Origin of the sequence: Rhizobium sp. CBN3 (assembly GCF_030518245.1) — a bacterium.
GTDB lineage: Bacteria > Pseudomonadota > Alphaproteobacteria > Rhizobiales > Rhizobiaceae > Rhizobium > Rhizobium aethiopicum_A.
The window spans coordinates 1-1,175 of record NZ_JAULSE010000077.1 but is presented as its reverse complement, the minus strand read 5'-3'; the positions used below and the strand labels follow the sequence as shown (position 1 = coordinate 1,175).

Below are 1,175 nucleotides of genomic sequence, written 5' to 3'. Positions count from 1 at the left end.
GCCGACGGCCATCTCGTTGCGCTTGAAGGTATATTCATACATGAAGTTGGACGGCAGCCAGGCCGAGCCGCCCGGCCCGCCCGAGGTCAGCGCCACCACCAGGTCGTAGGACTTGATCGCCATATGGGCGAGCACGATGAAGGCCGACAGGAAGATCGGCCGCAGCAGCGGAATGACGATGCGGCGATAAAGCTGGAAGGGTGAGGCGCCGTCGATCTGCGCCGCCTTCATGATCTCGCCGTCGATGCCGCGCAGCCCGGCGAGGAACATCGCCATGACGAAGCCCGAGGCCTGCCAGACACCGGCGATGACGACGGTGTAGATGACGAAGTCCTTGTTCTTGATCCAGTCGAAGTGGAAGCTCGTCCAGCCGAAGTGGTGCAGCGTCTGCTCCAGCCCGAGGCCGGGATCGAGGAACCACTTCCAGGCGACGCCGGTGACGATGAAGGAGAGCGCCATCGGATAGAGGAAGATCGGCCGCAATAACCCCTCGCCGCGGATCTTCTGGTCGAGCAGGATGGCGAGCAGCAGGCCGAGCGCCAGGCAGATGCCGACATAGAGGAAGCCGAAGATCGCCATGTTGGTGATCGAGGTATACCAGGAGGACGGCGGATCGTTCTCGAAGGTCCAGCGCCACAGCCGCTGATAGGCGCGCGCCCCGGTCAGCGCATAGGAGGGAAAGGTCTTGGAATTGGTGAAGGAGAGATAGGCGGTCCAGACGATGAAGCCGTAGACGAAGATGAGCGTGATGACGAAGCTCGGCGCCAGCACGATCTTCGGCAGCGCATCCTGCAGCCGGCCGCGCAGCGAGACCCGCGTTGCTTGCCGCGGCGTCAGAACCGGATCGGTGGTGGCAACTGTGCTCATGGTATCTCATCTCCTCCCCTGCATGATCAGGCCTGCATGATCGGCCCTGCCCGATCGTCCCCGCATGAATGGTCGCGGAGCCTGAAGCTTCCCCGCAAGATGCGGGGAAGCGTAGTCATCGACAGCACTCTCAGCGGGCGTCGTCGATCGCCTGGACGAGCTGGGTGACGGCTTCGTCGGAGCTCTTGATCTGGCCGTGGACGAACTTCGAGACGACGTCCTTATAGGCATTGGCGATCGCCGGAGGGGCGCCGTAACCCTGGGCGAGCGAACCGAACAGCGTGCCGCCCTCGTTGGCGGCCTTCAGA

At 63.3% G+C, this 1,175-nt stretch carries 1 protein-coding gene and 1 pseudogene; both read right to left on the bottom strand.

Going from position 1 to position 1,175, the window contains the following annotated elements; genetic code table 11:
* The coding region (locus QWJ46_RS30990) for a carbohydrate ABC transporter permease (RefSeq protein ID WP_302756353.1) at positions 1-867 on the bottom strand (867 nt) is incomplete at its 3' end.
* A 130-nt stretch (positions 868-997) separates the two neighbouring features.
* Positions 998-1,175 (bottom strand): annotated as a pseudogene (locus QWJ46_RS30985) (sugar ABC transporter substrate-binding protein); the annotation flags it as partial.